This is a genomic window from Streptomyces sp. NPDC005262 (genome assembly GCF_042872425.1).
Lineage (GTDB): Bacteria > Actinomycetota > Actinomycetes > Streptomycetales > Streptomycetaceae > Streptomyces.
Map to the genome: position 1 here is coordinate 191868 of NZ_JBIAKK010000005.1, position 21258 is coordinate 213125.

Here is a 21258-nt window from a genome sequence, read left to right on the forward strand (position 1 = left end):
GTCGGGGCCGCCTGTCTATCACGATTCGTATGCCCTGCGGCATAGAGATGAGGAAGATCCGTTCAGCGACGGCTGCGGTCATCAGCAGCCGGACATGCAGCAGGCCGGCAAGGAAGACGATCCCTGCCGGCCTGACCGGTCAGCCGAGTACGGAGATCTCCGAGATCCCGCCACGGAAGGAGCTTGCCGACCCGTCCGGTGGGAGTTCGGTGACATGAATCAGCACGTAGCGGGTGCGTACGGGCTTGGCGAGCGTCTCCTCCAGGCTGCTTCCTGCCTTGCTCAGCTTGGTGAGGCGCTGCGGGAAATCCGAAAGCGACGACGGGGCGGAGGCATCCTCGGCAGCTGCGAGCACTTCGGTTTTCTGGCCGCTGCGGTACAGCTGGACCTTGATGCCTCTGACGTTCTGGACACTGCCCAGGTCAACGACTATGCCGCTGCCGTCTCTGCGGGGCGCGAGGTTCCCGAAATTCGGGTAGCCGTCGTACCTGGGGGTGATCCAGGCAGTGTCGGACTTGCCGTCGACGGCGTTCGGTGCGTCCTGCTGCTTGATGCCCGACCCGCTGGGCATGAACTCTGTCGCACCGCTGAGCCTCAGCGGCTTGGCCGGGGCAGGAGAAGGCTTGTCACCGTTCTCCGGATCCGTCTGTGTGGTTCCCGGGTCGTCCGTCTCCTTGCCGCGGTCCAGGAGCGTCTCCGCGAGCTGCCAGCTGCCGAGGCCCAGGGCCGCGATGAGGAGGGCTGACACGGCCCACTTGAGCGCCTTGCCGGTGCGACTCTGGAGCGGTGGCGGCGGTGTGACCAGCACGGGCTGCGTCACGGGAACGCCGGGGCCGGCGGGCGGACGCCCGTAGCTGCCCTGCTGATAGGTCGTGCGCTGGTACTCCGGCGGAGCCGTGAAGGTGGGCTCCGGCGGGCGGATGCGGGGCATCGACGCGACCGCCTTGGCCAGCTCGTCCGGCGTGGTGCACGGCTGCTCCTGCCGGGAGGCGGTGGCCCCGTCGTTGACGAGGGCGCGCATGGCGAGTTCGGAGAGACCGCGGTGGACTCCGGCCCGCACCTGGTCTGGGGCGATCAGCCCCACACCCTTGGGGAGCCCGGTGAGACCGTAGGCATCGATCTCGTACGGCCAGCGCTGCGTCAATGCGGCATAGAGCAGGGCACCGATCGCCTCGGTGTCCGCGCGCTGCGGACCGTCGGCGGTGATGCCGCGCAGGGCGGCGTTCACGGCGAGGCCGCGGATCCGGTACTGGCCGGTCGAGCTCCGCAGTACCGCGCCCGGGGTGAGCCTCAGATGCGCGAGGCCCTCGCGGTGCGCGGCCGCCATGGCCTGGGATACCTGGCTGACCAACTGGTAGGCGTCGTGAGCGTCCATCGGACCGGCGGCGAGCAGAGCTGTGAGCTCGGTGGCGTCGGGGAGCCATTCGTGGACGACGTAGACGAGGTCGTCCTCCTCGACCGCGTCAAGGACCTGCACAAAACGCGGGTCCCCGAGCAGCGCGGATGACCGGGCCGCGGCCAGCACGGAACGGGCTCGTGGATGGTCCGCAGGGAGTAGGTGCACACCCACTGCGCGGCGCAGCTTCTCGTCGACAGCACGCCAGCTGCTGAATCCGTCCAGTCGGGTGACGCACTCCTCCAGCCGGTAGCGTCTGGCCAGTTTGTGACCGCTGTGCAGGTCCGGGGTCGCTGCGGCGGCTTCAGAGCTGCTTCGCTCACCGTCGGCGTCCTGAGGGCTTGTGCCCTCCGTGTCCTGGGCTTCTGTCGTCCCGTCGGTCGTGGCCTCGTCCGCCTTGGCGGTCAGCGGTTCATCACCGCTGTTGTCGGCCACGTCGACGGCAGCCGTGCTACGTTCCGCCACCGTCGTTCCTGCCTCCCCATCCGTTGCGCGATGCCAGCCAGCTCTGCACAGTCACGCCAATTGTGCCCACACTCCAGCGCTATGCACGACACACGGAGACCGGCGATGGTTGTGCGGGCCGCCGGGCCTCAGCGTCCGAGCCGTCCGCGGACCATACCGACCATGCCGTTGATCTCTTCGATCCGCATGCGCTTCGCAGCGACGAAGAAGACCCCCATGAGCGCGGCCCCGCCCAAGATCAATGCGACCAGCGAACCGAGGGCACCCTCGCCCAGGCTCAGCAGGAGGGCGAAGCCCACGCCGCCGCCGATGACCGCTGCGGGGATCGCCGCGAGGCACAGGCGGGCGTACGTACGCACGACATGGGCGCCGTCCAGGTCGCCGCCCAGCCGGTTGCGCAGTCGACGCCAGGCGATGCCCACGCCGACGGCGTAGGCCAGCCCGTACGAGGCCGCCATGCCGACGACCGCCCACTGGGCCGGAAGGACCACGTAGCAGAGAGCGGAGGCGGCAGCGTTGACCCCCGCGACAATGACCGTGTTGTAGAACGGCGTGCGGGTGTCCTCGTACGCGTAGAAGCCGCGCAGCACGACGTACTGCACGGAGTACGGGATGAGGCCGAGTCCGAACGCCATCAGGATGAAGCCCATGGACCGGGCAGCCTCGGTGCCGCTGGACGAGTACAGCAGGGTGCACATCGGGACGCCGAGCGCGAGAAACGCGAAGGCCACCGGCACGATTGCCACGGCGGAGTTGCGCAGTCCCTGGGAGATGTCGTCACGGACCGCGCCGGGGTCGTTGTCGTGGGCGGCGCGGGAGATACGGGGCAGCAGAGCCGCCATGACCGAGACGGTGATGATCGCCTGCGGCATTCCCCAGATCAGCTGGGCATTGGAGTAGGCGAGGAAACCCGCGCCGTTCCGGCCGGAAGCCTTCCCGGCCGCTGTTGCCAGCTGCGTGACGACCAGGACACCAGCCTGGTTGGCGAAGACGAACAGGACGGTCCACTTGGCCAGCTTGACCGTCTTACCGAGGCCGTGGCCCTTCCAGTCGAAGCGCGGACGGAAGCGGAAGCCGGCCTCGCGCAGATACGGAATCATCGCCAGGGCCTGGACGACCAGACCGAGCAGCGTGCCGATACCCAGCAGCCGGATGCCCTCCGGCGGAATCGTCTGCACACCCATGTGGGATTCGGCGGAGGTGCCGTAGACCCAGATGAACATGCCGAACGTGAAGATCATGACGATGTTGTTGAGGACCGGGGTCCACATCATCGCGCCGAACCTGCCGCGTGCGTTCAGGATCTGGCCCATCACCACATGCACACCCATGAAGAAGATGGTGGGCAGGCAGTACCGGGCAAACGTGGTGGCGACGTTGTCGGCCGCAGGATCGTTCGCGATCGTGCTCGACATCAGGTGGATCAACAAGGGGGCGGCGAAGACAGCGATCGCCACGATCACGCCGAGCGCGACCATCACAAGGGTCAGCAGACGGTTGGCGTAGGCCTCGCCGCCGTCCTCGTCGTCCTTCATGGAACGGACGAGCTGTGGAACGAAGACCGAGTTGAGTCCGCCGCCGACGGTGAGGATGTAGATCATTGTCGGCAGCGTGTACGCGATGGTGAAACTGTCACCGAGCAGCGCCGCACCCAACGCAGCGGTGATCACCAGGCTGCGTACGAATCCGGTGAGCCGGGACACCAGGGTGCCGGCCGCCATCACCGCGCTGGACTTCAGCAAGCTGGAAGCCCGGCCGCCGGACTTCGGCGGGACCGGCGCCGGAGCCGGTTCGGGCTCGGGCGGAACGGGGGGCCCGGCCGGCCCCTCCTGATCCCGGAACAGGTGCGCGAACGCGTCCGGTCCGTCGTGGCCCTCGGACGCCTGGGTGACGAGGTCGTCGACGCCGACGAACTGGGTGGTTGCCGCGTCTTCGCCGTACGGCAGGTGCCGGGACGGCCCGGCGGGCTCGGGCGGCGGGGTCTGCGCCCAGACGCGAGGATCGGGGGCGTACTGCGCCGCGGGCGGCTGCTGGTAGAGCGGCTGCGGCTGCTGGTATGTGCCAGGGGGCGGGGGCGGGTGTGCGGCGCGGTCGTACAGCACCTCGGCCACCGGGTCCTGGGCGGAGAGGTCCTGGGCGCGGTAGGGATCGCGGTCGTACGCGTCCTGGAGGTACGGGTCCGGCGCGGGATCCGTCCGACCCGGGTCCGAAGGCGTCGGGGATCCATCGGAGGGCCCGGCTCCGCCCGCACCCTGACCGCGGTCACCGTCGTACGGCGCGTTCATCGATACCCCACCTCATTGTCCCCGGCCGACCGGCCACGACAGACATCGCTCAACGGTCCACTTTCTCACCAGTGCCCGACGGCTCCCCGCTTTCCGGACCGGTGTCCGGCGTCGGGTCACTCGGCTGCTCGGGTTCACCGCCGTCGCCTCCGGACGTGCCGTCCGCATTGGCACGCTTGCGATGGGTGTACATCCTGATGCCCGCGAGGACCAGCAGCAACAGTCCGCCGGCGATCACCAGCAGCACGGTCGGTGTGACCTCGGAGACCTTCACCGTGAAGGTCATCTCCTCGCCGTACGGCGTGCCGTCCTCGGTGTAGAGCTGCGCCCTCACCTGCACCTGGCCGTTGGCGTTCGCGGCGGCGTCGAACTTCACGGACTGGCTGTGGCCGCCCGCGATGCGGATCGGCTTCTCCGCCATCGCGCCGCCGTCGTTCAGCTTGAGCCGCGTCGCGTTGTCCGACCTCAGCCGGAGAACAAGGTGATCGACACCCTGCACCAGCTTGTTCTGCACGGTCACCGGGATGGTGGCGCTGCGGCCGGACAGGGTGACGTCCGACTTGGAGATGAGTTGTACCTCGTTGGTGAGGCCGTGCAGGTACGTGCGTACCGCGTCCCGGTACTGCTGTGCCTCCAGCGGCCTGCCGCGCCACGAGGTCGACATGGACCGGTTGATCGCGTTCCCGAAGGGGGTCACGACCCGCTCGGGCTGGGTGAGGATGACCCGGAAGCTGTCGAGCGAGGCCTGGGTGGCCTTGATGTCCTGGAAGGCCTGGGTGGGCAGCTCCTGGCTGCGGAGCTTCCTGGGGTACTGGGAAGTCCCGGGAACCCTCGTTGTCGCGTCGGCGTCGGGCTTCGCCTCGGCCGCGTCCACCAGGTCGAGGGGTTGCGTCCACCGTTCGTCGTCGAGGGCGTGCAGGGCGCGCGCCATCGACTGTGCTTGAGCGGCGGTCGGCATCCTCTGCGGTGCGACGACGATGCTGCGCTCGTCGTCCGCGTCCTGGTCGTTCAGCGCCAGGGTCGTGGCAAGGAACTTCTGAACGGCGAGGGTGGAATTCCCCGCGTTCGACATGTCGCCTTCGAAAGCTCTGGAGAGCCGGTAGTCGGCGACGACAGCGGTGGTGCCGCCGCCGATCGGCCGGGCCGCGCTCGGCGTGTACGGCAGCCCCCCGGTCTCCTGGAGGCTGTCGCTGCGGGCGATCACGTTGTGCGCACCGGCCGATGTGGCGACATCGACGATCGATGGATCGATGGCGCCTTCGACCGGCCACGCGAAGTCCGTCGACGGCTTCACATGCAGGACGGTCTCCACCGTCGGGCCGGCGACCTCGGTGGCGTTCTGAAGATGGCTGAGGCTCCCCGAGACGTTCTTTCCGCGGTGAGCGAGGGATGCCAGGTCCGGGTCGGCGAATGGCAGCGCGACGACTTTGTGGTCCGCCACGGCTGTTTCCAGCTTGGTGAGCCACTGCTTGGCGATGTCCTGGTTCTTCCCGGCGATGGTGGTGTCGCCGACCTTGATGCGGTAGCTCTTCGTCATCGCGTCGACACCGGCCAGCAGATCCGGATCGATCACCCAGGTCACAGGCAGCTGGCTGCCCAGCGAGACCAGCTGCTCGAGGCGCCCGCCCGGTGCGAGCTCCGCGGCGAGGTCGTCGTCCGCGAAGACCGGGGTCTGCTGCTCGTCGGAACCCGTCTCGGCGGTGAGGTGGGCTGATGCGATCAGTGGCCAGAGATAGGTGATCCGGGTCCTGGAATCACTCTCGTCCTCCTGCCAGGGGAGGAAGGTGCGCTCGATGCCGAGCACCTGCTCGTACGGGACACGAGAGGTCTGTCCGGACAGCGAGACACCGAACTGGTAGACACCGGCGTCGTCGAGCCCCAGCTTGCCTACGGGCACGGACAGCGTGAAGTTCTGCGTGACCCCGGACGGGAGTTTCGCGATCTTCAGCGCGTACTTGCCGCCGATCGCCGCCGGATCGCTGCCGGGCACATACCCCGTGCGTTCGGCTGCCGCGTCGATGGACGTCCTGCCGAACAGTCGCGGCCCCACCCGCAGGTCGACCCGGGCATCGGTGACCGTTTCCTTGCTCCTGTTGGTCAAAGTGCCGGAGACAGTGAGTGTGTCCCCCTTCACCGGCGCGCTGGGGGCCAGGGAGTCCAGGGCCACGTCGACGGTGCTGGATCCGGCCGGAGCCTTGCTCGCCTCGTCGGCCTGCGCCCCGTGCACGGCCGGACCGGCCAGCAGAGTGGCGACGAGCGGCGCTCCGAGGATCACGGAGGCTGTGCGCCGCAGCCACCGGCGGGCAGGAGAGTGACTGATCCCCTGAATGTCTGCCGCCTCGGCCACGCGCCTGTCCGTCCCTCGTCGTAGTCAGCTGCTGTCGATCGTTGTCGGTTGCTGCGTCCCCGCATGGTAACGATGTGCGCCCGGGTCACGTGCTGGGGAGTGCGCTTGGTGATCGGGAGAGTCTTGCAGGGCGAAAAGAAACGATGACGCCCGGGCCGGTCCGGGCACGTACCCTTTTCTGTTGTGCCGAACGCCAATGACATTTCCAGTGCCCTGACCCAGGTGCAGCACCGTGCAGTCAGTGAACTGCTGCGGGTGTCCCCGGTCGCCGACGACCTCGCCCGCCGTTTCCAGGATGCCGGATTCAGTCTCGCCCTGGTTGGCGGCTCGGTCCGGGACGCGCTTCTCGGCAGGCTGGGGAACGATCTGGACTTCACCACTGATGCCCGCCCCGAGGACGTCCTGAAGATCGTCCGTCCGTGGGCGGACTCGGTGTGGGAGGTCGGTATCGCCTTCGGCACGGTGGGGTGCCAGAAGAACGGCTACCAGATCGAAGTCACCACGTATCGGTCAGAGGCGTACGACAGGACCTCGCGCAAGCCGGAGGTTTCCTACGGCGACTCCATCGAGGAAGACCTCGTACGCCGCGACTTCACCGTCAACGCGATGGCCGTCGCGCTACCGCAGAAGGAATTCATCGACCCGCACGGCGGCCGCGAGGACTTGGCGGAGCGCGTGTTGCGCACCCCCGGCACGGCCGAGGAGTCATTTTCCGACGACCCGCTGCGCATGCTGCGCGCCGCGCGCTTCGCCGCGCAGTTGGACTTCGATGTCGCCCCCGACGTGGTCACCGCAATGACTGAGATGGCAGGACGTATCGAGATCGTCTCCGCCGAACGGGTCCGTGAGGAGCTCAACAAGCTGCTGCTCTCCGCTCACCCCCGGAAGGGCCTTGGCCTGCTGGTCTCCACGGGGCTGGCGCAGCAGGTGCTGCCGGAGATGCCCGCGCTGCGACTGGAAAGTGACGAGCATCACCGTCACAAGGACGTCTACGAGCACTCGCTGACCGTCCTGGAGCAAGCGATCGATCTGGAGGAGGACGGACCCGATCTGACTCTGCGGCTCGCGGCGCTGCTCCATGACATCGGCAAGCCGCGGACCCGGCGCTTCGAGAAGGACGGGCGCGTCTCGTTCCATCACCACGAGGTGGTGGGCGCCAAGATGGTCAAGAAGCGAATGGCTGAGCTCAAGTACTCCAACGACATGATCAAGGACGTCTCGAAGCTGGTGGAGCTGCATCTGCGCTTCCACGGCTACGGCGACGGGGAGTGGACCGACTCCGCAGTTCGCCGGTATGTGCGTGATGCGGGTCCGCTGCTGGAGCGGCTGCACAAACTGACTCGCTCGGATTGCACGACGCGGAACAAGCGCAAGGCCAGTGCCCTCTCGCGGACGTATGACGCACTCGAGGAGCGCATTGCGCAGCTGAAGAACCAGGAGGAGCTGGACGCCATCCGGCCCGACCTGGACGGCAACGAGATCATGCAGACACTGGGTGTCGGTCCTGGGCCGGTGATCGGCAAGGCATACGCATTCCTGCTGGAGCTGCGGATGGAGCACGGCCCGATGGGGCGCGACGCCGCGGTCGCTGAGCTCAAGAAGTGGTGGGCAGCGCAGAGCTGAGGTCGAAGCCGGCGTTATGTTTCACGTGAAACATGACGCGACCGATGCGACGAGGGGCACTGTTTCACGTGAAACAGTGCCCCTCGTCGCATCTACCGGCTTCGAGGTCGGCCCGTCTGCTCCGGCCGTGGGACCGCCGCCCGTAGGGTCCAAGGCCTTGCTGTGGCGGATAAGTCATGCGGTGTCCGCTGGATGCGCGCCGTCCTTCCCTTCAGCGCACGCACGCTACAGCGCACCAGTGGCGCGGCTCCACCGGAACATCGCTAGTGCGACGATCGCGTAGAGCGCGGCAACTCCGATCACCACCGCGGCCGACTCGCCGTCAGGAGGAAGGAGCAGGGCGGCTACTGCGGCAGCACCCACAAAGGCCACGTTGAACAGCACGTCGTACAGGGAGAAGATCCGGCCTCGGAAGGAGTCGTCCACCGACGTCTGTACGACGGTGTCCGTTGCGATCTTCGCTCCCTGGGTGACGACTCCGAGGACGAACGCGGCGACCAGCATCGGTCCGAGCCTGAACCACAACCCCAGCGCGGGTTCGAGGACGGCGGCCGCGGCAGCACAGGTCGCCATCCAGCGGAACCGGCCGAGCCACTCCACCGCCCAGGGGGTCACCAGGGCGGCCGCGAAGAATCCCGCACCTGAGAACCCCACGGCAAGGCCGAGCAGGGCCAGTCCACCGGAGTCGCTGTCGGACCAGGCATACCGGCACAGCATCAGGACCATGACGGTCAGCGCCCCGTAACAGAACCGGATCACCGTGATGGCGGCCAGCGCCCTTGCTGCGTCCTTCCGCTCCGCCAGATGGCGCAGTCCGCCGACGAGTCCCCGTGCGGTGGTGGCCAGAGCGTCCCTCAGTCGGAGACGGGGGCCGCCCGGATCCGGCCCGAGGAGATCGACCGCAAGACGTAGGGATGCCAGCGCCGATGCCAGGTAGAGTCCCGCGCCCAGCAGTACGACCGCCGCATCGGAGTCCGCCGCGACCAGACGCACGGCGAAGGCAAGGCCGCCGCCTGCCGTGGCGGCGAGCGTTCCCGCGGTCGGCGAGAGCGAGTTGGCCATGACCAGCCGGTCCTCGTCGACGACCCGCGGCAGCGCAGCCGAGAGGCCGGCCAGCACAAAGCGGTTGACCGCGGTGACGCACAGCGCCGAGGCGTAGAAGAGCCAGTCGGGCGCGGTGCCGAGGATCAGCACGGCGGTGCAGCAGGCGAGGGCGGTGCGCAGCAGATTGCCGTGCAGAAAGACCTGGCGGCGCGGCCAGCGGTCCAGGAAGACGCCGGCGAAGGGGCCGATGAGGGAGTACGGAAGCAGCAGTACGGCCATCGCCGAGGCGATGGCTCCCGCCGATGACTGCTTCTCCGGGGAGAAGACGACATGCGCGGCGAGGGCGACCTGGTAGACGCCGTCGGCGGACTGGGAGAGGAGCCGTACGGCGAGCAGACGACGGAAGTTCCGAAGGCGCAGGAGTACGCGCAGATCACGTACGACGGGCATGAGGGCAAGGGTCACATACGTTGAGGGTCCCCGGGCGGATTACCCGGGGACCCTCAACGATGCGGGAGAGGCGGAGCGTTGCCGCTCATCGCCCTCCTACGGTGACACGCCGTTTCCGGTCGGGTCAGCGCTCGACGTCGCCGTTGATGAACTTCTCGACGTTCTCGCGGGCCTCGTCGTCGAAGTACTGGACCGGCGGGGACTTCATGAAGTACGAGGACGCGGAGAGGATCGGGCCACCGATGCCGCGGTCCTTGGCGATCTTCGCGGCACGCACGGCGTCGATGATGACACCGGCGGAGTTCGGGGAGTCCCAGACCTCGAGCTTGTACTCCAGGTTCAGCGGAACGTCACCGAAGGCGCGACCCTCGAGGCGCACGTACGCCCACTTGCGGTCGTCCAGCCAGGCCACGTAGTCCGACGGGCCGATGTGCACGTTGTCCGCACCCAGCTCACGGTCACGGATTTGGGAGGTGACGGCCTGCGTCTTGGAGATCTTCTTGGACTCAAGGCGCTCACGCTCGAGCATGTTCTTGAAGTCCATGTTGCCGCCGACGTTCAGCTGCATCGTGCGGTCCAGGACGACGCCCCGGTCCTCGAAGAGCTTCGCCATCACGCGGTGCGTGATGGTGGCGCCGACCTGCGACTTGATGTCGTCACCGACGATCGGGACACCGGCCTCGGTGAACTTGTCGGCCCACTCCTTGGTGCCGGCGATGAAGACCGGGAGGGCGTTGACGAACGCGACCTTGGCGTCGATGGCGCACTGTGCGTAGAACTTCGCAGCGACCTCGGAACCGACGGGCAGGTAGCAGACGAGAACGTCGACCTGCTTGTCCTTGAGGACCTGGACGATGTCGACCGGCGCCTCGGTGGACTCCTCGATGGTCTGGCGGTAGTACTTGCCGAGGCCGTCGTGGGTGTGGCCGCGCTGCACCGTCACGCCGGTGTTCGGCACGTCGGCGATCTTGATCGTGTTGTTCTCGCTCGCGCCGATGGCGTCCGCGAGGTCGAGGCCGACCTTCTTCGCGTCGACATCGAAGGCGGCGACGAACTCGACGTCACGCACGTGGTAGTCGCCGAACTGGACGTGCATCAGACCGGGCACCTTGCCGGCCGGATCGGCGTCCTTGTAGTACTCGACGCCCTGCACCAGTGAGGCGGCGCAGTTGCCCACGCCGACGATGGCTACGCGAACCGAACCCATTCCGGTTGCTCCCTGTGTTGAGTGTTCTCGGTGATTCCGATGAAGGCCCTGCGGAACTGCCGGGACTTCATTTGCCGGTGTCGTCGGACGGATCCGGCGGGGTGTGACCCCGATGCCGGGGCAGGCCGTCCGATTCACCTGCTGTGTTCTGCGGAGCCGAGCTCTCGGGCGAGGATCGTCGCTGATCCCGTCCCGACCGCTCGCTCTCGATGAGCTCGTTCAGCCAGCGCACTTCGCGCTCCACGGACTCCATGCCATGTCGCTGCAGCTCAAGTGTGTAGTCGTCGAGTCGTTCGCGGGTTCGTGCCAGAGAAGCGCGCATCTTCTCCAGGCGCTCCTCCAGCCGGCTGCGGCGTCCTTCCAGCACGCGCATCCGCACCTCGTGCTCCGTCTGCCCGAAGAAGGCGAAGCGGGCTGCGAAGTGCTCGTCCTCCCAGGAGTCGGGTCCGGTGTGCGAGAGCAGCTCCTCGAAGTGCTCCTTACCTTCTGCCGTCAGCCGGTAGACGATCTTCGCGCGGCGCCCAGCCAGTGAAGAAGCAGGGGCGACCGCACGGCCGGTGGCGGGCGGGAGGTCGGCGGGAGCATTTCCTGTCTCTTCGATCAACCAGCCGTTGGCGACCAGCGTCTTGAGGCAGGGGTAGAGGGTGCCGTAGCTGAAGGCGCGGAAGATCCCCAACGAGGTGTTGAGGCGCTTGCGCAGTTCGTACCCGTGCATCGGCGACTCGCGGAGCAGGCCGAGTACGGCGAATTCGAGGATGCCGGAGCGTCTGCTCAACTTCGCCTCCTCCTTACTCCGAGTGCTCTCGCGGAGCCCTATGCCGAGCTGATGTATCGACTCGATACATCCTGACGATAGATCGCTCGTCGCGTTGCGACAAGGGGGGCCGTCGTGAACGGCGTCACATCACCAATTCGTAGCAAGCGACTTGCGTTATTTGGGGTGAACTTCGGCCCTAGGGGGGTTTTGACCGTGCGTAGTCTGTGCGGCATGCAGACCACCGGGAACCGTGTGGTGTCCGCGCGCGTCAGTCATCGCGGACCTACCGGATCGGCTGCGGATGAGCCTGTCGTAGGGCTGGTCCGTAATTCGGGGGGACCGGATCTCAACTGCCGCTTCCAGGCGTTCTTGCCTGCCCGAGGAGTAGTCGTTCGATGAGCGAGCACCGTCGCAAAACGCAGCAACCGCAAGGTGGCGGGCGTGCCGCGGCCAGACGAGCCGCCCAGTCGTCCTCAGGACGCCGTGCAGCGCCGTCACGCGGAGTAACTTCCGAGTCACCTTCCGATTCTTATGGCGGGGAGAGCCCGTACGGCGGACGCGCCGAGGCCAGGAGGGCCGCCCAGCGCGGCGGGCGCCGTGCCGCCGAGGGGGGTGGCGCAGGTTATGGCGGAGGGGGGCGCCGTCGCGGTGGCGGCGACGGGCGCGAAGGCCCCGGCCGGGGCCGGGGGCGCGGTAATCAGCCTCCTGCCAAGAAGCGCTTCATCGACTACCCGCGCGCCGGCAAGTACGGAGTGAGGCGCTGGCTGCCGTCGTGGAAGCTCGTCTCCGGTCTGTGCATCGGCTTCCTCGGCCTGCTCATGGGCTTCGCCGGGCTGGCGTACGCGATGGTCGGCACGCCCAAGGTGAAGGATGCTGCAAGGGCGGAGAACAACGTCTACTACTGGGCCGACAACACGCAGATGGTCGCGACGGGTGGTGAGACCAACCGTCAGATCGTCGATTACTCGCAGATCCCCGCAGCCATGCGGAACGCTGTCATCTCGGCAGAGAACAAGTCGTTCGAAACGGACAGTGGTATCGACCCCATGGGCATTGCCCGGGCCCTCTACAACATGGCCAAGGGTGGTGAGACCCAGGGTGGCTCGACGATCACCCAGCAGTATGTGAAGAACTCGCGGCTCTCTCAGGATCAGACGCTGAGTCGCAAGTTCGAGGAGTTGTTCATCACGCTCAAGGTCGGCAAAACGATGGACAAGAAGGACATCATGGCCGACTACCTCAACATTTCGTACTACGGACGAGGTGCATCGGGGATCCAGGCCGCGGCCCGTACGTACTACGGCACGGACGCCAAGAAGCTGAACGCGAGCCAATGTGCCTTCCTGGCCACGTTGCTCAAGGGCGCGACCTACTACGATCCGGCAGGTGCGCCTGAGTACGACCCCATACAGGCCACTGCGGCGAAGAACCGGGACCGCGCGGAGAAGCGCTGGGCCTGGATCCTCGGGGAAGAGGTGAAGGACGGCCGGATGAAGCCCGAGGATCGCCAGAAGTTCCTGAAGCAGGGGTTCCCCATGCCGGACCCGCCGAAGAAGAGTGCGCAGTTGGGCGGCCAGATCGGTTATCTGGTGGATCTGGCCAAGTCGAACTTCCTCAACAACAACACCCAGGGCATCACCGCGGACAAGCTCGCCCAGGGCGGATACGAGATCCACACCACCTTCGTGAAGAAGAAGGTGGACAAGCTCAACGCCGCGGTCAAGAAGGTCTACGACAGCAAGATCAAGCCGAAGCAGCGCCCCACGACGGACACGCACGTCCAGTTCGGTGGCGCGTCGGTGGATCCGAATACTGGTGCGATCGCCGCGATCTACGGCGGCCAGGATGCGACGACGCACTACACCAACAACGCCGACACCACCGGTGCGCAGGTCGGTTCGACCTTCAAGCCGTTCGTGCTGACGGCGGCGATGGAGTACGGCAAGCGTGACCCGGCCGGCGGCCCGGACCAGGCCGAGTCGGAACGCACCCAGGTCTCGCCTAAGAGCATCTACAACGCCAACGACATGTTGAAGATCAAGAAGTACAACGGTGAAGTCTGGATGGATGAGAACGGCAAGGAGTGGCTGCAGTCCAACGACGGCCATGAGTCGAGGGGAAACATCACCCTTCGCGAGGCCATGCAGTGGTCTGCCAACTCCCCGTACGTCCAGCTCGGTATGGATGTCGGCACCGACAAGGTGAAGGACGTCGCCATCGCCGCAGGTCTGCGCGATGACAGCTCCATGGCGGACTCGACCGTTCCGTCCTTCTCCATCGGTACGTCCCAGCCGAGTGCCATCCGGATGGCGGGGGCGTACGGCACCTTCGCCACCAGCGGTATGCAGCACGATCCGTACTCGGTCGACGAGGTCAAGTACCGAGGCGAGGTCATCTATCAGCACAAGAAGGTCAACAAGCGCGCCTTCGACCCCGCCATCGCCGACAACGTCACCGACGTCCTGAAGAACGTCGTGGAGAAGGGAACCGGCACGCCGGCCCAGCTCCCCGGCCGTGACGTGGCGGGCAAGACGGGTACGACGGACGACAACAAGTCCGCCTGGTTCGTGGGTTACACCCCGCAGCTGTCGACGGCCATCAGCATGTACCGGCTGGACGACAACGAGAAGCACAAGAACCGTAAGTTCGAGAAGATGTACGGGACGGGTGGCGAGAAGACGATCCACGGTGCCTCGTTCCCGGCCCAGATCTGGCATGACTACATGATCGAAGCGCTGGACGGGATATCGCCCGTGCCCTTCCCGAAGCCGGAGCCCTGGGGCGACACGGTCTATGGCGGTGGCGCGAAGAGCCCCAGCCCGACGCCGAGCATCGTGCCTTCGGAGACCCCGTCCAGCACGCCGTCCTCGACGCCTTCGACGACTCCCTCCGTCCCGACTCCCGACCCGAGCGACAGCTGCGGTGCATGGGACTGGAACTGCCAGAACAACAACGGCGGCACCAACAGTGGAACGGACACCGGCGGAGGCACCACCACCGGCACGACCGACGGTGGTACGGGCAGTACGGACACCGGTACCACCAGCGGTACGTCAGCGGCCGACGGTGGTACCACGAGCACCGGCGGCAACGGGAACGGCAACGGGAACGGGAACGGCAACATCTTCGGTGGTCCGGCCGGGTAGCGCCCGGCAGGCAAGCGCTCCACTCGGCCGACAGGCCGGCGAAGGGGGAGCCGCAGGAGGACGTCCCCAGGGCCGCCGCACCATTCGGTGCGGCGGCCCTGGCCGTTTCCACAGTCCCGTACGGCAGGATGTGCGACATGCCAAGCGCAGAGGACACGAGCGTGCACCAGGAGCGGCCCGTCGTACGGCCCACGCAGCAGGACGAGATCGCGGCGGCCGGCAGCGAGCTGATCGGCGGGCGGTCGGGACGCTGGGCGAGGATCGGTACCGGCCCGCTCACACCCGTGCGTGTCGTCGCGCTGGTGGCGATCGGGATGTTTGCGCTCGGCATGGTGCAGAAGGCGCCCTGCTACAACTGGGCGTGGTTCAGAGGCGCCAGCTCGCAGTACACGCACGCGTGCTACTCCGACATTCCACATCTCTTCGTCGGGCGTGGCTTCGCCGACGGCCTCGTGCCGTACTTCGACCGGCTGAGCGGCGACATGCAGTACCTCGAGTACCCGGTTCTGACGGGTGTGTTCATGCAGGTCGCGGCCTGGCTGACGCCCGGCGGCTCCATGCAGTACCGCGAGCAGATGTACTGGATGGTCAACGCGGGCATGCTCATGATCTGCGCCGTGGTCATGGCGGTGTGTGTCGCCCGAACGCACCGGCGCCGTCCGTGGGACGGGCTGCTGGTCGCCCTGGCGCCCGCCTTCGCTCTCACCGCGACGATCAACTGGGACCTGCTGGCCGTCGGCCTGACGGCCGCGGCCATGCTCATGTGGTCCCGGCAGCGGGCGCTGGCGTTCGGCATCCTGATCGGCCTCGCCACGGCTGCCAAGCTCTACCCCGTATTCCTGCTGGGGCCGATCTTCGTGCTCTGCTGGCGCGCGGGCAGATGGCGGGAGTTCTTCGTGGCGACGCTCGGCGCGGCCGCGTCCTGGCTGGTGGTGAACCTGCCGGTGATGGTGTTCGCGCCCGAGGGGTGGAAGAAGTTCTACACGTTCAGCCACGACCGGCCGCTCGACTTCGGTTCGTTCTGGCTGATCATCGCGCAGCGTGCCGGTATCTCCATCTCGGTCGACACCGTGAACAACATCTCGCTGCTGCTGACGATCCTGCTGTGCGCGGGCATCGGTGTGCTGACGCTGATGGCACCGCGCCGGCCCCGCTTCGCCCAGCTGGCGTTCCTCGTCGTCGCGGCGTTCATCCTCACCAACAAGGTCTATTCGCCGCAGTACGTGCTGTGGCTGATCCCTCTTGCGGCACTGGCCAGGCCGCGCTGGCGGGACTTCCTCATCTGGCAGGCGTGCGAGGTCATGTACTTCCTGGGGATCTGGATGTACCTCGCGTACACGACGAGCGGCGACAAGCACCAGGGGCTGCCGACGGAGGGCTACCAGCTGGCGATCGCCGTACATCTGCTGGGCACGCTGTACCTCTGCGCCGTCGTCGTACGGGACATCCTGATGCCGGAGCGGGACGTCGTACGCAGCGACGGGTCGGACGATCCGTCGGGCGGTGTGCTCGACGGCGCGGAGGACGTCTTCGTACTGGGACACGCGGCGACGCACCGGCCGCGGCACGCGGCGCACGCGGTCGAGGGACCGTGGGTGGAGTGGGGTGCGACGCACGAATCGGCCGCCGACTGAGCAGGGCCTCGCCGGAAGGCTGCGAGCCTCCGGCGAGGCCCTGGCCTCAATGGTCGTTCTCCGGGTCGGCCCAGCGCCTCAGCGGTCGACGAGGCGGTCGAACTGGGTGGTCGTGTGGCGCAGATGGGCGACCAGCTCATCCCCGACCTTCGGCTCCGGAGCGTCCGCAGGTACGAACAGGATCGACACCTGCATGTGCGGCGGCTCGGCGAACCAGCGCTGCTTGCCCGCCCAGACGAACGGCGACAGGTTGCGGTTGACCGTGGCCAGGCCGGCGCGGGCGACGCCCTTCGCCCGCGGCATCACGCCGTGCAGGGCCTTCGGGGCCTCCAGGCCCACCCCGTGAGACGTACCGCCGGCGACGACCACCAGCCAGCCGTCGGAGGCGGCCCTCTGCTGGCGGTAGCCGAAGCGGTCCCCCTTGACGACACGTGTGACATCGAGGACGGAGCCCCGGTACTCCGTCGCGTCGTGGTCGCCGAGCCACAGCCGCGTGCCGATGCGGGCGCGGAAGCGGGTCTGCGGGAACTGCTGCTGGAGCCGGGCCAGCTCTTCGGCACGCAGATGGCTGACGAACATGGTGTGCAGCGGCAGCCGGGCCGCCCGCAGGCGGTCCATCCAGCCGATGACCTCCTCGACCGCGTCCGAGCCGTCCGTCCGGTCCAGCGGCAGGTGCAGCGCAAAACCTTCGAGGCGTACGTCCTCGATGGCGGCGTGCAACTGCCCCAGCTCCTCCTCCTTGACGCCGTGACGCTTCATCGAACTCATGCACTCGATGACGACCCGGGCGCCTACCAGCGCGTGCACACCGTCCACGGAGGACACGGACCGGATGACACGGTCGGGCAGCGGCACCGGCTCCTCACCCCGCCGGAACGGGGTGAGCACCAGCAGATCGCCGCTGAACCAGTCCTTTATGCGGGCCGCCTCATAGGTGGTGCCGACGGCCAGAGTGTCGGAGCCGAAGCGGATCGCCTCGTCGGCGAGCCGCTCGTGACCGAAGCCGTATCCGTTGCCCTTGCAGACCGGGACGAGCCCGGGGAACTGGTCGAGCACGGATTTCTGGTGCGCCCGCCAGCGCGCGGTGTCGACGTAGAGGGAGAGCGCCATGGCCGGTCCGGAACCTTTCTGGTGGCTGCGGTGTATCAGAGGTGTGCGGAGCTTGATGAAGTGCCTGAGATTGTCGGCCTGCCTTCCGGCATGCCTGCTGAAGCACCTATTGAAACGAATGAAGCCGGTTTCGTCAGCGGCGCGACATGTAAATGTCGAGAGCCTTGTGGAGCAGCTTGTTGAGCGGGAAGTCCCACTCGCCGACGTACTCGACGGCTTCGCCGCCCGTGCCGACCTTGAACTGGATCAGGCCGAAGAGGTGGTCCGTCTCGTCGAGCGAGTCGCTGATGCCACGAAGGTCGTAGACGGTCGCGCCCATCGCGTACGAGTCGCGCAGCATGCGCCACTGCATCGCGTTCGAGGGCCGGACCTCGCGCCCGATGTTGTCGGATGCGCCGTACGAGTACCAGACGTGGCCACCGACAACGAGCATCGTCGCCGCCGACAGGTTCACGCCGTTGTGCCGCGCGAAATAGAGCCGCATGCGGTTGGGGTCCTCGGAGTTGAGTACCGTCCACATGCGCTGGAAATAGGAGAGCGGGCGCGGCCGGAAGTGGTCGCGGACCGCGGTGATCTCGTACAGCCGCTGCCATTCGGCGAGGTCCTCGTAACTGCCCTGGACGACCTCGACACCGGCTTTTTCGGCCTTCTTGATGTTGCGGCGCCACAGCTGGTTGAAGCCCTTGAGGACGTCTTCCAGCGACCGGTTGGCCAGCGGGACCTGGAAGACATAGCGCGGCTGTACGTCACCGAATCCGGCGCCGCCGTCCTCGCCCTGCTGCCAGCCCATCTTCCTCAGCCGGTCGGCGACTTCGAAGGCACGAGGCTCGATGTGGGTGGCCTCGACGTCGCGCAGGCGCTTCACATCAGGGTCCTGGATACCGGACTTGATGGCGGCCGCGTCCCAGCGACGGATGACGACAGGCGGGCCCATCTTCACGGAGAAGGCCCCCTGCTGCTTGAGATGCGCCAGCATCGGTTGCAGCCAGTCGTCCAGGTTCGGGGCGTGCCAGTTGATGACCGGGCCTTCGGGGAGGTACGCGAGATACCTCTTGATCTTGGGCAACTGGCGGTACAGGACCAGGCCGGCGCCGACCAACTCGCCGCTCTTGTCGAACCATCCCAGATTCTCCGAGCGCCATTCGGTCTTCACATCAGCCCACGCCGGGACCTGGCAGTGACTGGCCGAAGGCAGACTCTGGATGTACGCCAGATGCTGCTCTCGGCTGATGGTCCTCAGGGTCAGGCTCATGTAGGGGCGCTCCTCGGCAGGTGTGTCCCCATCGGTCAGGGGCTCCGGCTCTCGCGCCGAAGCCTACTGCGACCGGGGAGCGCCCCGTCTGGCCCTATGGGAGCTTGCCGACCCGGTGGAACCCGGCGGCCCGGTCCACCGGAACCCGGAGGGCCCCGTGGTCGGACCGGCGCCGGGTCCCGGTGTGCTCGGTCGGGTCCGGGCCGGAATCAGCCGACCACGCCGCCGAAGAGGCCTCCATGGGCCATGCCCAGGAAGAATCCGATGGCGGACGCACCCATGCCGAGGATCAGCGGGAACCTCTCGCGCGTGGTCACCGAGACGTACTGCCCGTACGCACCCGTCAGGATCCCGACGAGTCCGGCCCACGAGCTGATCAGATGCAGACTGTGGAACATCGCCGTCACGAAGGCGATGAGGCCGAGAACGACGGTCACCACCACCAGGGCGTCCTGGAGCGGATGGGGCTTGCCGTCCGTGGCCAGCAGTGAAACGGCAGGGCGGGTTCGCATTGTCTGTGCCATGGAGTACCTCCTGGCCGAAAGGCGGCGCATGGTGTCGCCGCTCACACCCGATGTGTACAGATTGCGTCTCCTGAGCACCGGATTTCAACCGGAAGCCGGTGTGCGGGTACTCTGTACGGTCTGCACCGGTGTCTGCCCAGGCCAGCACACAGCCCCTCTCGATGGAGGGCGTTGTCAGTGCCGGCTGTTTTACTCGGAGACACTGTTGCTTTACGCATCACGACCCTCCTGCCACGGAACGACCGTGGCCGCTGAGTCCAAAGGAGGTGGGTTCCACATGCGTCACTACGAGGTGATGGTCATCCTCGACCCCGATCTCGAGGAGCGCGCTGTCTCCCCGCTGATCGAGAACTTCCTCTCCGTCGTCCGTGAGGGCAACGGAAAGGTTGAGAAGGTCGACACCTGGGGCCGTCGTCGTCTCGCTTACGAGATCAAGAAGAAGCCCGAGGGCATCTACTCGGTCATCGATCTGCAGGCCGAGCCTGCGATCGTCAAGGAGCTCGACCGCCAGATGAACCTGAACGAGTCGGTCCTCCGGACCAAGGTCCTCCGTCCCGAGATCCACTGAGCATCTAGCTCAGCGGTCATCGGGTTCGAGTAGCAGCAAGCAGCCAGAAGCAATCCCCGCCGAGAGGTTCACCCATGGCAGGCGAGACCGTCATCACGGTCGTCGGCAATCTCGTCGACGACCCCGAGCTGCGCTTCACCCCGTCCGGTGCGGCGGTCGCGAAGTTCCGTGTCGCGTCCACTCCCCGCATCTTCGACCGGCAGACCAATGAGTGGAAGGACGGCGAAGGCCTGTTCCTCACCTGCTCGGTCTGGCGGCAGGCGGCGGAGAACGTCGCCGAGTCGCTCCAGCGAGGCATGCGCGTTGTCGTGCAGGGCCGGCTGAAGCAGCGGTCGTACGAAGACCGCGAAGGCGTGAAGCGCACGGTCTACGAGCTGGACGTCGAGGAAGTCGGCCCCAGCCTCAAGAGCGCCACGGCCAAGGTCACCAAGACCACCGGTCGCGGTGGCCAAGGCGGCCAGGGTGGTTACGGCGGTGGCCAGCAGGGCGGCGGCAACTGGGGCGGCGGTCCCAGTGGCGGTGGCCAGCAGGGTGGCGGCGGTGCTCCCGCCGACGACCCGTGGGCCACCAGCGCGCCGGCCGGCGGCCAGCAGGGCGGGGGTCAGCAGGGCGGCGGAGGCGGTTGGGGCGGAAGCTCCGGCGGTTCCGGCGGTTCTGGTGGCGGCTACTCGGACGAGCCTCCCTTCTAGGGAAGCTCGTACCCCCACTTCTTGATCACACAGGAGAAACACCATGGCGAAGCCGCCTGTGCGCAAGCCTAAGAAGAAGGTCTGCGCGTTCTGCAAGGACAAGACCCAGTACGTGGACTACAAGGACACGAACATGCTGCGGAAGTTCATTTCCGACCGCGGCAAGATCCGTGCCCGCCGCGTCACCGGCAACTGCACGCAGCACCAGCGTGACGTCGCCACGGCAGTCAAGAACAGCCGTGAGATGGCGCTGCTGCCCTACACGTCCACCGCGCGATAAGGGAAGGGTGACCGAATAATGAAGATCATCCTCACCCACGAGGTCTCCGGCCTCGGCACTGCCGGCGACGTCGTCGACGTCAAGGACGGGTACGCCCGTAACTACCTGGTTCCGCGTGGCTTTGCCATCCGCTGGACCAAGGGCGGCGAGAAGGACGTGGCGCAGATCCGCCGCGCCCGCAAGATCCACGAGATCGCGACGATCGAGCAGGCCAACGAGGTCAAGGCCAAGCTCGAGGCCGTGAAGGTTCGTCTGGCTGTTCGCTCCGGCGACGCCGGCCGTCTCTTCGGCTCCGTCACCCCGGCCGACATCGCCTCGGCGATCAAGGCTGCCGGTGGCCCGGACGTCGACAAGCGTCGCGTCGAGCTCGGCTCGCCGATCAAGACGCTCGGCGGACACCAGGTGTCCGTGCGTCTGCACCCCGAGGTTGCGGCGAAGCTCGGCATCGAGGTCGTTGCTGCCTAAGGGCAGAGCTCACCAG

At 67.0% G+C, this 21258-nt stretch carries 16 protein-coding genes; 7 read left to right on the forward strand and 9 right to left on the reverse strand.

Annotation, left to right across the window (positions count from 1 at the left end; translation table 11 throughout):
* Positions 1 to 139: 139 nt before the first annotated feature.
* The 3 genes from ACFYP5_RS16100 to ACFYP5_RS16110 form a co-directional block, all read right to left on the reverse strand.
* Positions 140 to 1861: a protein kinase family protein gene (locus tag ACFYP5_RS16100; RefSeq protein ID WP_389035723.1), complete on the reverse strand. Its 1722-nt coding sequence runs from the start codon at positions 1859 to 1861 to the stop codon at positions 140 to 142.
* A gap of 128 nt (positions 1862 to 1989) precedes the next feature.
* Positions 1990 to 4146: a murein biosynthesis integral membrane protein MurJ gene (gene murJ, locus ACFYP5_RS16105; protein WP_389035726.1), complete on the reverse strand. Its 2157-nt coding sequence runs from the start codon at positions 4144 to 4146 to the stop codon at positions 1990 to 1992.
* Between the two features lie 49 nt (positions 4147 to 4195).
* On the reverse strand, positions 4196 to 6493 hold the full coding sequence (locus tag ACFYP5_RS16110) for a DUF6049 family protein (RefSeq protein ID WP_389035729.1): 2298 nt from the start codon (positions 6491 to 6493) through the stop codon (positions 4196 to 4198).
* 183 nt (positions 6494 to 6676) lie between these two features.
* Between ACFYP5_RS16110 and ACFYP5_RS16115 the strand changes: the two genes are divergently transcribed.
* A complete protein-coding gene (locus ACFYP5_RS16115) occupies positions 6677 to 8116 on the forward strand; it encodes a CCA tRNA nucleotidyltransferase (RefSeq protein WP_389035732.1) in 1440 nt (479 codons plus the stop codon).
* 225 nt (positions 8117 to 8341) lie between these two features.
* On the opposite strand, the gene ACFYP5_RS16120 is transcribed toward ACFYP5_RS16115, so the two are convergent.
* The 3 genes from ACFYP5_RS16120 to ACFYP5_RS16130 form a co-directional block, all read right to left on the reverse strand.
* Complete coding sequence (locus tag ACFYP5_RS16120; RefSeq protein ID WP_389035735.1) at positions 8342 to 9610, reverse strand: MFS transporter; 1269 nt, start codon at positions 9608 to 9610, stop codon at positions 8342 to 8344.
* 124 nt (positions 9611 to 9734) lie between these two features.
* Positions 9735 to 10817: an inositol-3-phosphate synthase gene (locus ACFYP5_RS16125; RefSeq protein WP_328888095.1), complete on the reverse strand. Its 1083-nt coding sequence runs from the start codon at positions 10815 to 10817 to the stop codon at positions 9735 to 9737.
* 67 nt (positions 10818 to 10884) lie between these two features.
* A complete protein-coding gene (locus tag ACFYP5_RS16130; RefSeq protein WP_327422764.1) occupies positions 10885 to 11592 on the reverse strand; it encodes a helix-turn-helix transcriptional regulator in 708 nt (235 codons plus the stop codon).
* A gap of 377 nt (positions 11593 to 11969) precedes the next feature.
* Here ACFYP5_RS16130 and ACFYP5_RS16135 point away from each other — a divergent pair, with 377 nt between their 5' ends.
* On the forward strand, positions 11970 to 14720 hold the full coding sequence (locus tag ACFYP5_RS16135; RefSeq protein WP_389035739.1) for a transglycosylase domain-containing protein: 2751 nt from the start codon (positions 11970 to 11972) through the stop codon (positions 14718 to 14720).
* A 137-nt stretch (positions 14721 to 14857) separates the two neighbouring features.
* Positions 14858 to 16354 (forward strand): glycosyltransferase family 87 protein, encoded by a 1497-nt coding sequence (locus ACFYP5_RS16140; RefSeq protein WP_389035742.1) that lies wholly within the window; start codon positions 14858 to 14860, stop codon positions 16352 to 16354.
* 78 nt (positions 16355 to 16432) lie between these two features.
* Here ACFYP5_RS16140 and ACFYP5_RS16145 read toward each other — a convergent pair whose 3' ends face one another.
* The 3 genes from ACFYP5_RS16145 to ACFYP5_RS16155 all read right to left on the reverse strand — a co-directional run bounded on the left by ACFYP5_RS16145 (position 16433) and on the right by ACFYP5_RS16155 (position 19240).
* On the reverse strand, positions 16433 to 17464 hold the full coding sequence (locus ACFYP5_RS16145; RefSeq protein ID WP_030973776.1) for an alanine racemase: 1032 nt from the start codon (positions 17462 to 17464) through the stop codon (positions 16433 to 16435).
* Positions 17465 to 17597: 133 nt separating this feature from the next.
* Entirely contained in the window at positions 17598 to 18716 is a 1119-nt protein-coding gene (locus ACFYP5_RS16150) for a lipid II:glycine glycyltransferase FemX (RefSeq protein WP_389035745.1), read from the reverse strand.
* A 209-nt stretch (positions 18717 to 18925) separates the two neighbouring features.
* Entirely contained in the window at positions 18926 to 19240 is a 315-nt protein-coding gene (locus ACFYP5_RS16155) for a hypothetical protein (RefSeq protein ID WP_389035748.1), read from the reverse strand.
* Between the two features lie 277 nt (positions 19241 to 19517).
* Here ACFYP5_RS16155 and rpsF point away from each other — a divergent pair, with 277 nt between their 5' ends.
* From rpsF to rplI, 4 genes are all read left to right on the forward strand, one after another.
* On the forward strand, positions 19518 to 19808 hold the full coding sequence (gene rpsF, locus ACFYP5_RS16160) for a 30S ribosomal protein S6 (RefSeq protein WP_030930552.1): 291 nt from the start codon (positions 19518 to 19520) through the stop codon (positions 19806 to 19808).
* 74 nt (positions 19809 to 19882) lie between these two features.
* On the forward strand, positions 19883 to 20497 hold the full coding sequence (locus ACFYP5_RS16165; protein WP_030930554.1) for a single-stranded DNA-binding protein: 615 nt from the start codon (positions 19883 to 19885) through the stop codon (positions 20495 to 20497).
* Between the two features lie 43 nt (positions 20498 to 20540).
* A complete protein-coding gene (rpsR, locus tag ACFYP5_RS16170) occupies positions 20541 to 20777 on the forward strand; it encodes a 30S ribosomal protein S18 (protein WP_003967857.1) in 237 nt (78 codons plus the stop codon).
* 18 nt (positions 20778 to 20795) lie between these two features.
* Positions 20796 to 21242, forward strand: coding sequence for a 50S ribosomal protein L9 (gene rplI, locus ACFYP5_RS16175; RefSeq protein ID WP_030930556.1), 447 nt, complete (start codon positions 20796 to 20798; stop codon positions 21240 to 21242).
* Positions 21243 to 21258: the final 16 nt, after the last annotated feature.